Origin of the sequence: Massilia sp. 9I, assembly GCF_902506415.1 — a bacterium.
Taxonomy (GTDB): domain Bacteria; phylum Pseudomonadota; class Gammaproteobacteria; order Burkholderiales; family Burkholderiaceae_D; genus Telluria.
The window spans coordinates 1706290-1713718 of sequence record NZ_LR733275.1; the positions used below are offsets into that span (position 1 = coordinate 1706290).

Genomic DNA, 7429 nt, shown 5'->3' on the forward strand with positions numbered 1-7429 from the left:
ACTAGGGGAGTGGACCGGTGGCATAGGACGCCGGGCATATCAACTTTTCGGTGACACATAGGGGAGTAACAGATGAAGCGCACACTTCTGGCGACCGCGATCGCACTGGCATTCGGCATGGCCCACGCACAAGCACAAGACGGCAACACCGCAGGCGAAGTCCGCGGCGGTAACACCCAGACTCAAACCACTGACCAGAGCAACAACTCGGACAACCGCAACTCCTCGGGCCAGAACCGTAGCACCGGCAACGCCAACGCTGCCGACGTGGCGGCTGCCGCTGCCAACAACAACAGTACCTCGAGCTCGAGCGTGGACAGCTCGTTCAACAATTCGAGCGCGACCGCGACCAGCACCCTGACCGGCACTGTCACCGGCAACAACATCAATAACATCGGCAACACTGCCGCCAACAGCGGCAACGCCAACGGCGCAGCCGGCAACGGCGCGGCCGGCGGCGACGCTACCGGCGGCGCAGCCCGCGGCGGTGACGGCGGCGCCAGCGGCGCGGCACGCGGTGCCAACGGCGCGATGGGCGGCGCAGGCGCAGCCGGCCGCAGCGGAGACGCCACCAGCGGCGCGTCCGACGTCGGCGCCTCGAACGGCGGCATCGGCGGCGCCGGCGGCGACACCGGCAACGCACGCACCGGCGCCGGCGGCGCGGGCGCAGCAGGCGGCATGGGCGGCAACGGCGCCACCGGCGGCGACGGCGGCCGCGGCGCGGCCGGCGGCATCGGCGGCGCAGGCGGCGGCGGTAACACCGGCGGCGCCGGCGCAATCGGCGGCATGGGCGGCAACGGCGGCAGCGCCGATGCCACCGGCGGCCGTGGCGGCAACGCCGACTCGATGGGCGGCGCAGGCGGCACCTCGACCTCGACCGGCGGCAACGGTGCACGCGGCGGCGACGCTGGCTCGGGTACCGGCGCCAATGGCGGCATGGCCAGCGGCGGCATGGGCGGCAACGCCGGCAACCTGAATGGCGGCAATGGCGGCGGCAACGGCTCCGTGACCGGCGGCATGGGCGGCAGCGGCGGCGGCTCGGGCGCCAACGGCGGCGCAGGCGGCGCGGGCTCCTCCGGCGGCATGGGCGGCGCCAGCGGCAGCGCCACCGGCTCGGGCCAGGGCGCGAGCGGCACCGCGACCAGCGGTGGCGCCGGCAGCGGCGGCAACATGGCGAACGCCGGCAGCAGCGGCATGTCGGGCGAGATGGGCGGCGGCACCGGCGGTGCGGCCACCTCGAACAGCGGCGAAGCCTCGTCGGGCGCAGCGAGCACCGGCACCGTGTCGAACACGGCGGGTGACTCGATGTCCGGCGCCGGCGGCGCGGGTGCGGCAGGCGGCGCGGGCGGCGCAGGCGCGGCCGGCACCTCGACCGGCGGCGCAGGCGCGGCAGGCGGCGCTGGCGCGGGCAGTACCGCCGGTAACGGCGCGGCCCTGACCGGCACCGGCGGCGCAGCAGGCGCCGGCACTGGCGGCGCAGGCGGCGAAGGCACCGGCGGCACAGGCGGCGCAGGCGGCGCAGGTGCGGCCGGCACCTCGGCCGGCGGCGCTGGCGCAGAAGGCAGCTCGACCGCAGGCGCAGGCGCGGCAGGCAGCGCCACCGGCGGCGCAGCAGCGGCAGGCGGCGCCGGCGGCATGGGCGGTGCAGGCGGCGCAGGTGGCGCCGGTGCGGCAGGCGGCGCAGGCGGCGCCGGTGCGGCAGGCGGTAACGGCGGTGCCGGCGCCGAAGGCGGCGCAGGCGGTTCGGGTGCGGCCAGCGGCGCGGCTTCGAACACCAGCGGCGCAGGCGCAGCGGGCGGCGCAGCCACCGGCGGCACCTCGAACAGCGGCACGGCCACCTCGGGCGAAGGCATGGGCGGCGCCGGCGGCGAAGGCGGTGCAGGCGGCAGCAATACCTCGGGCGCCGGCGGCGCAGGCGGCAGCAACACCGGCGGCGCAGCCACCGGCGGTGCGGGCGGCGCCGGTACCGGCGGCAACGGCGGCACCCAGTCGGTGACCACCGGCGCCTTCGACATGTCGAACACCATGTCGAACATCGCCCAGGGAGCTGCAGGCGTCTCGGTGATCAGCCAGAACAACGGCTTCTCGTCGCTGATCCAGCAGAGCGTCAACGTTCAGTCGAACATGAACGTCGGCCAGTAAGCCAGGCAGTCCCCGCCGCGCGGCCCGGCCGCGCGGCGGTTTTCCGCACCAAGGGAGAATTTTATGAAACCTGTGTACCGATTCGTGATGGCGGCGCTGGTCGCGCTCCCGCTGGCGGTCCAGGCCGCCGATCCGGAGAAGCTGCCGGTCAGGATCAGCTTCCTGAACGAAGTGAAGGTCGCGCCGCTTGATGCAGGCGCCACCAGTGGCTGGGGCGAGGCCGCCTCCAGCGAACGCCTCGGCCGCACCAGCGGCAAGGACGATACCGTGCATACCGAAGCGGTGCTGGGCGGTACGGTAGGAAACAACACCGCCGTCAACACCGTCAGCGGCAACAACGTCATCGACCAGGGCTCGTTCGCCAATGCCCAGGGTCTGCCGATGGTGATCCAGAACAGCGGCTCGAACGTGCTGATCCAGAACGCCACCGTCATCAACCTGCGCCTCCAATAGCATGAAAGCCTTATGAAACAGTTTGTCGCCATCTCTGCCGCCCTGTGCGGCATGCTGCTGGCACCCCGGTGCCCGGCATCGGCCATCGAGCTGGCAGTCGGCCAGCGCGCAACGGTGCCGGTCACTTCTCTCAAAGAGATCAAGTTCCGGGCGACCACCCGCCAACAGTTCGACTTCAGCTGCGGCTCGGCTGCGCTGGCCACCCTGCTGACCTACCACTACGCCACCCCGGTTACCGAGAAGGAAGTCTTCGAGAAGATGTTCCTCACCGGCGACCAGGCCAAGATCCGCCAGCAGGGCTTTTCCATGCTCGACATGAAGCGCTACCTGGCGACCCGCGGTTTCGTCGGCGACGGCTTCCAGCAGCCGCTGGACAAGCTGCTCGACGCCAAGCTGCCGGCCATCGTCCTGATCACCGACCGCGGCTACAACCACTTCGTCGTCATCAAGGGCGCCGAGGATGGCCGCATCCTGCTGGGCGATCCGTCCAGCGGCGCCCGCGCCGTGACGCGCGAACGCTTCATGGAGCTATGGGCCAACAAGCTGCTGTTCGTGGTGCACAAGTACCCCGGCAAGACAGTGGCCTTCAACGGCGCCGACGACTGGCGCGCCGCCCCCCGTGCGCCGCTCGGCACCGGTATCAACAACGAGCAATACAGCCAGAGCCTGCCGAAATTCGGCCCTAGCGATTTTTGAAAGGATCAGCCATGCACTGGCTCATACACGCATGCCGTGCCCTCGCAGCCACGCTGCTGGCCGGCGCCTGCAGCACGGCACTGGCCCAGGACAAGGGCGCCGTCATCGACGCCGAGGAATGGGCGCCGGTCGACACCGCCATCCTGGAGGGCGCCCGCGGTGGTTTCGACACGCCGGGCGGCCTCAACATTTCGCTCGGGATCGAGCGGGTGGTGTCGATCAACGGCGAAGTGCTGTCGCGCACCAATGTCGCGATTCCGGACGTCGCCAACATGACCGCCGCCCAGGTGGCGGCCGCGAGCGAAGCGCTGGGCACTGCGCGCCTGATCCAGGTGGGCGGCAGCAATTTCGCGCCCTCGGACTTCGGCCTGGGCGGAGGCGCGACCTTTGTGCAGAACAGCCTGGATAACCAGGCCATCCTGGCCCAGACCACGATCAGCTCGACCGTGAACAGCATGGCCCTGATCAAAGACCTCAATTTTCACTCAACAATTCGGGACGCAATCGTGCGCTCGGCAGGAAGCCTGTAGTATTGCAATATTAATAATTTCCCGTCGGAGAAACGCATGAGCACTCACGTCGCGCGCCTCGGCGCCGCCAGCCTGGCGGCGTTGCTGCTGGGACCAGTCGCCCAGGCACAGGAGGTATCCGCTGCCGAGCCGGACAAGACGTCCGAGCTGGCCACGCTCAAGGCCGAACTGGCTGCCCAGCGCGAACTCGTCGACAAGCTGATGCGCGAACTGCAGGCCCAGCGCGCGAAAATCGAACGCATCGAAGAACGGCGCGACGCCACCCAGCCGGTGTTGGCCGACAACCTGTCCCTGCCGCCGCGCCTCGACGACAGCCTGCTGGCCGAACAGCGCGGCACCGGCGGCCAGAATGCCGGCGCACCGGCCCAGAACCAGCGCCCACCCTCGACCCCGGCGCCGGTCGTCCCGGGCCCGGCGCCCAGCCAGCCGGCCGCGCGCGCGCCGGCGCAGGCCCAGCAAAATACCGCGACCCGCAACCAGAAGGACCAGCGCCCGCCCGAAGTGGCGCCGCTGTTCGAAGCCCCGGGCGTGCTGACACCGCGCGGCAAGTACATCCTCGAACCGGCCCTGCAGTTCGGCTACTCGTCGAGCAACCGGGTGGCCCTGGTCGGCTATACCGTGATCCCGGCGCTCCTGATCGGCCTGGTCGACGTGCGCGAAGTGAAGCGCAATACCTTCACCGGTTCGATCACCGGCCGCACCGGCCTGAACAACCGGATGGAAGTCGAGGTGAAGGTACCCTATGTGTACCGTTCGGATGCTACCGTCAGCCGCGAGATCTTCACCGGCACGGCGGTCGAACGCGTGTTCGATACGAGTGGCAAGGACCTGGGCGACATCGAGATCGCCGGCCGCTACCAGCTGAACAACGGCGGCGCGGACAAGCCCTATTACATCGGCGGCCTGCGCTACAAGTCGACCACCGGCAAGGACCCGTTCGAAGTCGTGACCGACTGCCAGACCCGCTGCATCGGCGAGAACGTCACCGGCACCGGCCTGCCGCTGTCGCTGCCGACCGGCTCCGGCTTCCACTCCTTGCAGGGCAGCCTGACCTGGCTGTTCCCGTCCGACCCGGCGGTCTTCTTCGGCAACCTGAGCTACCTGCACAACTTCAAGCGCAGCAACGTGCAGCGCCTCGTGCGCAACGGGATCCGCGAACCGCTGGGTGAATTGTCCCCGGGCGGCATCATCGGCTTCAACTTCGGCATGGGCCTGGCGCTGAACGACAAGGCTTCGCTCAGCCTTGGCTACGACCACAGTACCGTGGCGCGCATGAAACAGAATGGCCGCACGGTGCCGGGCTCGGTGCGTACCCAGCTCGGCACCCTGCTGCTCGGCTTTTCCTACCGCCTCAACGACAAGCGTTCGCTGTCCGTGGCGGTGGGCGCGGGCGTGACGCGCGACACCCCGGACGTGTCGCTGACGGTAAGGATGCCCCTCAGTTTTTGACGATGTGAGGACCTTGCGGCTGCTGCCGGAGACCGGCGGCCACAATGTTAAAAGAAGGCAAGCGCACGATTGAAAAACTTGCTTCCTTTTTAAAAAATTGTCTCTATAATCATTTTTGCAATGTTGGGCCCGCCGCTGGTTGTACTGCCTCCTGACGGACGACAAAGCAATAACATAGATAAACTTCAAGAGGGAATTACCATGGCGACTGGCACTGTAAAGTGGTTCAACGATGCAAAAGGTTTCGGCTTCATCACCCCGGACGGCGGTGGCGAAGACGTCTTTGCGCACTTCTCGGCAATCAATTCGCAGGGCTTCAAGTCGCTGCAGGAGAACCAGCGTGTATCGTTCGAAATCACTGCAGGCCCGAAGGGCAAGCAGGCAGCGAACATTCAGGCACAGGCCTGATTTGAGCTGAAGCTGCCCGCGCGCGGGCAGCCAGACATGAAGGGCACGTGAGCAACGTGCCCTTTTCTTTTGGCGCTGTCATCGCTGGGTGTGGAAAATGCCGATTGCCCTCTGAAGCAGCCCTTCTGGCGATGCGATGCGCTCGCCATCCAGCGCCCAGCGCCACCCGAGATAGTTCGGCAAGTATCGCGAAGCGACGCCGTGGAAGCGCGACAGCCAGCCCCGCAGGCGCTGGTGGTAGGCGTTCACGTTCTGGATGTGGACCGCACCCCGCACGCGCTCGCCTGCACTCAAATTGACGAAAGCGTGTGCAATACGCGCCTCGCGAGCAAACGTCTGGTAGGCGCGGTGTCCGTCCGTCACTAATAAAATATCCGGATCGAGGACGGGCCGCAGGTGGCGGTGCAACTGTCTGGCGGTGACCGCCGCCCGTCCCGTGACGAAGGAGCAAGTGAGTCCGCTGCGGTCGCGGGCAACCAGAATGCAGTCGTGCTGGTGGCTGATGCCCCGGTGTTGCGCCACGCCGCCGCGCTTGCGTGCCGGCCGCTCCAGTTGGCGCGATCCCTTCTGCGATTCGAGCAGGAACATTTCATCAGCTTCGGCAATGCCAGCGAGGCGCTCGGGCTGGTCATGCCTCACACCGTCGAGGAAGCGATGGCGCCAGCGAAAGCTGGTGTTGCGATGCACGCCGATCAGTTTCGCCGCCGCCCGTACGCTGCGCGAGTCGAGCATTTCCTTGCCGTAGTCCAGCCACTTGGAACGATGCCGCAGCCGGGCCAAGGGCGTACCGCTCAGAGCGCTGAAGGTGCGAGAGCAGGCGCGGCAGCGGTAGCGCTGCAGACCTCGGACGATACCGTGACGATAATGACGGCTGTTGCCGCAAGAGGGACAGCACAGGGGAGCCGGGCGCGTACTGTCGATCGCCTCGCATACCTGGTCGAGGCTAACGGCTGGGCGCAGGGCGTCGGCCAGTTGCGAACGCTGTTGCCTGGTGAGCGAAGCGACGTCGCGCAGCAAGCGGCGAAAGCCTTCGGACTTCATCGTCCCTCCTGGTCGTTTGACCCAGGTTGGACATCCACTCAGCTCAACAGTTCAATTTCTACACGTAGTGGTGACAGCGCCTTTCCTTTGGCGCTGTCATCGCTGGGTGTGGAAAATGCCGATTGACCTCTGAAGCAGCCCTTCTGGCGAAGCGATGCGCTCGCCATCCAGCGCCCAGCGCCACCCGAGATAGTTCGGCAAATAGCGTGACGCCACGCCATTGAAACGCGACAGCCAGCTGCGTAAGCGCTGGTGATAGGCGTTCACGTTTTGGATGTGGACTGCACCCCGCACGCGTTCGCCCTCATGCAGATTGACGAAGGCGTGCGCGATGCGCGCCTCGCGAGCAAACCTCCGGTAGGCGTGGTGTCCGTCAGTCACCAGCAAAACGTCCGGATCGAGGACGGGCAGCAGGTGGCGGTGCAACTGTCTGGCGGTGACCTCCGCCCGTCCCGTGACGAAGGAGCAAGTGAGGCCGCTACGGTCGCGGGCAACCAGGATGCAGTCGTGCTGATGGCTGATGCCCCGGCTATGCGCCACGCCGCCGCGCTTGCGCGCGGGCCGCTCCAGTTGGCGCGATCCCTTCTGCGATTCGAGCAGGAACATCTCATCCGCCTCGGCAATGCCGGCGAGGCGCTCGGGCTGATCATGACGCACACCGTCGAGGAAGCGGTGGCGCCAGCGAAAGCTGGTGTTGCGATGCACGCCGA

Annotated in this window: 8 protein-coding genes; 6 read left to right on the forward strand and 2 right to left on the reverse strand. The window is 67.6% G+C overall.

Features of this window, described 5'->3' with window-relative positions; all coding sequences use genetic code 11:
• Positions 1-72 precede the first annotated feature (72 nt).
• The 6 genes from GV068_RS07755 to GV068_RS07780 all read left to right on the forward strand — a co-directional run bounded on the left by GV068_RS07755 (position 73) and on the right by GV068_RS07780 (position 5678).
• Entirely contained in the window at positions 73-2142 is a 2070-nt protein-coding gene (locus GV068_RS07755) for a hypothetical protein (RefSeq protein ID WP_159696781.1), read from the forward strand.
• A gap of 63 nt (positions 2143-2205) precedes the next feature.
• Positions 2206-2595 (forward strand): hypothetical protein, encoded by a 390-nt coding sequence (locus GV068_RS07760; RefSeq protein ID WP_159696782.1) that lies wholly within the window; start codon positions 2206-2208, stop codon positions 2593-2595.
• A gap of 12 nt (positions 2596-2607) precedes the next feature.
• A complete protein-coding gene (locus tag GV068_RS07765; protein WP_159696783.1) occupies positions 2608-3291 on the forward strand; it encodes a C39 family peptidase in 684 nt (227 codons plus the stop codon).
• An 11-nt stretch (positions 3292-3302) separates the two neighbouring features.
• Complete coding sequence (locus GV068_RS07770) at positions 3303-3821, forward strand: hypothetical protein (RefSeq protein WP_159696784.1); 519 nt, start codon at positions 3303-3305, stop codon at positions 3819-3821.
• A 36-nt stretch (positions 3822-3857) separates the two neighbouring features.
• Positions 3858-5270, forward strand: coding sequence for a hypothetical protein (locus tag GV068_RS07775; protein WP_159696785.1), 1413 nt, complete (start codon positions 3858-3860; stop codon positions 5268-5270).
• A gap of 201 nt (positions 5271-5471) precedes the next feature.
• Positions 5472-5678 (forward strand): cold-shock protein, encoded by a 207-nt coding sequence (locus GV068_RS07780; protein ID WP_159696786.1) that lies wholly within the window; start codon positions 5472-5474, stop codon positions 5676-5678.
• A gap of 78 nt (positions 5679-5756) precedes the next feature.
• On the opposite strand, the gene GV068_RS07785 is transcribed toward GV068_RS07780, so the two are convergent.
• On the reverse strand, positions 5757-6719 hold the full coding sequence (locus GV068_RS07785; protein ID WP_159696787.1) for an IS1595 family transposase: 963 nt from the start codon (positions 6717-6719) through the stop codon (positions 5757-5759).
• Positions 6720-6815: 96 nt separating this feature from the next.
• On the reverse strand, positions 6816-7429 hold a 614-nt coding region (locus GV068_RS07790; RefSeq protein WP_159696788.1), incomplete at its 5' end, for an IS1595 family transposase.

Coding starts and splice junctions, on each gene's coding strand:
- GV068_RS07755 (WP_159696781.1), top strand. CDS start 73: ATGAAGCGCACACTTCTGGCGACCGCGATCGCACTGGCATTCGGCATG.
- GV068_RS07760 (WP_159696782.1), top strand. CDS start 2,206: ATGAAACCTGTGTACCGATTCGTGATGGCGGCGCTGGTCGCGCTCCCG.
- GV068_RS07765 (WP_159696783.1), top strand. CDS start 2,608: ATGAAACAGTTTGTCGCCATCTCTGCCGCCCTGTGCGGCATGCTGCTG.
- GV068_RS07770 (WP_159696784.1), top strand. CDS start 3,303: ATGCACTGGCTCATACACGCATGCCGTGCCCTCGCAGCCACGCTGCTG.
- GV068_RS07775 (WP_159696785.1), top strand. CDS start 3,858: ATGAGCACTCACGTCGCGCGCCTCGGCGCCGCCAGCCTGGCGGCGTTG.
- GV068_RS07780 (WP_159696786.1), top strand. CDS start 5,472: ATGGCGACTGGCACTGTAAAGTGGTTCAACGATGCAAAAGGTTTCGGC.
- GV068_RS07785 (WP_159696787.1), bottom strand. CDS start 6,719: ATGAAGTCCGAAGGCTTTCGCCGCTTGCTGCGCGACGTCGCTTCGCTC.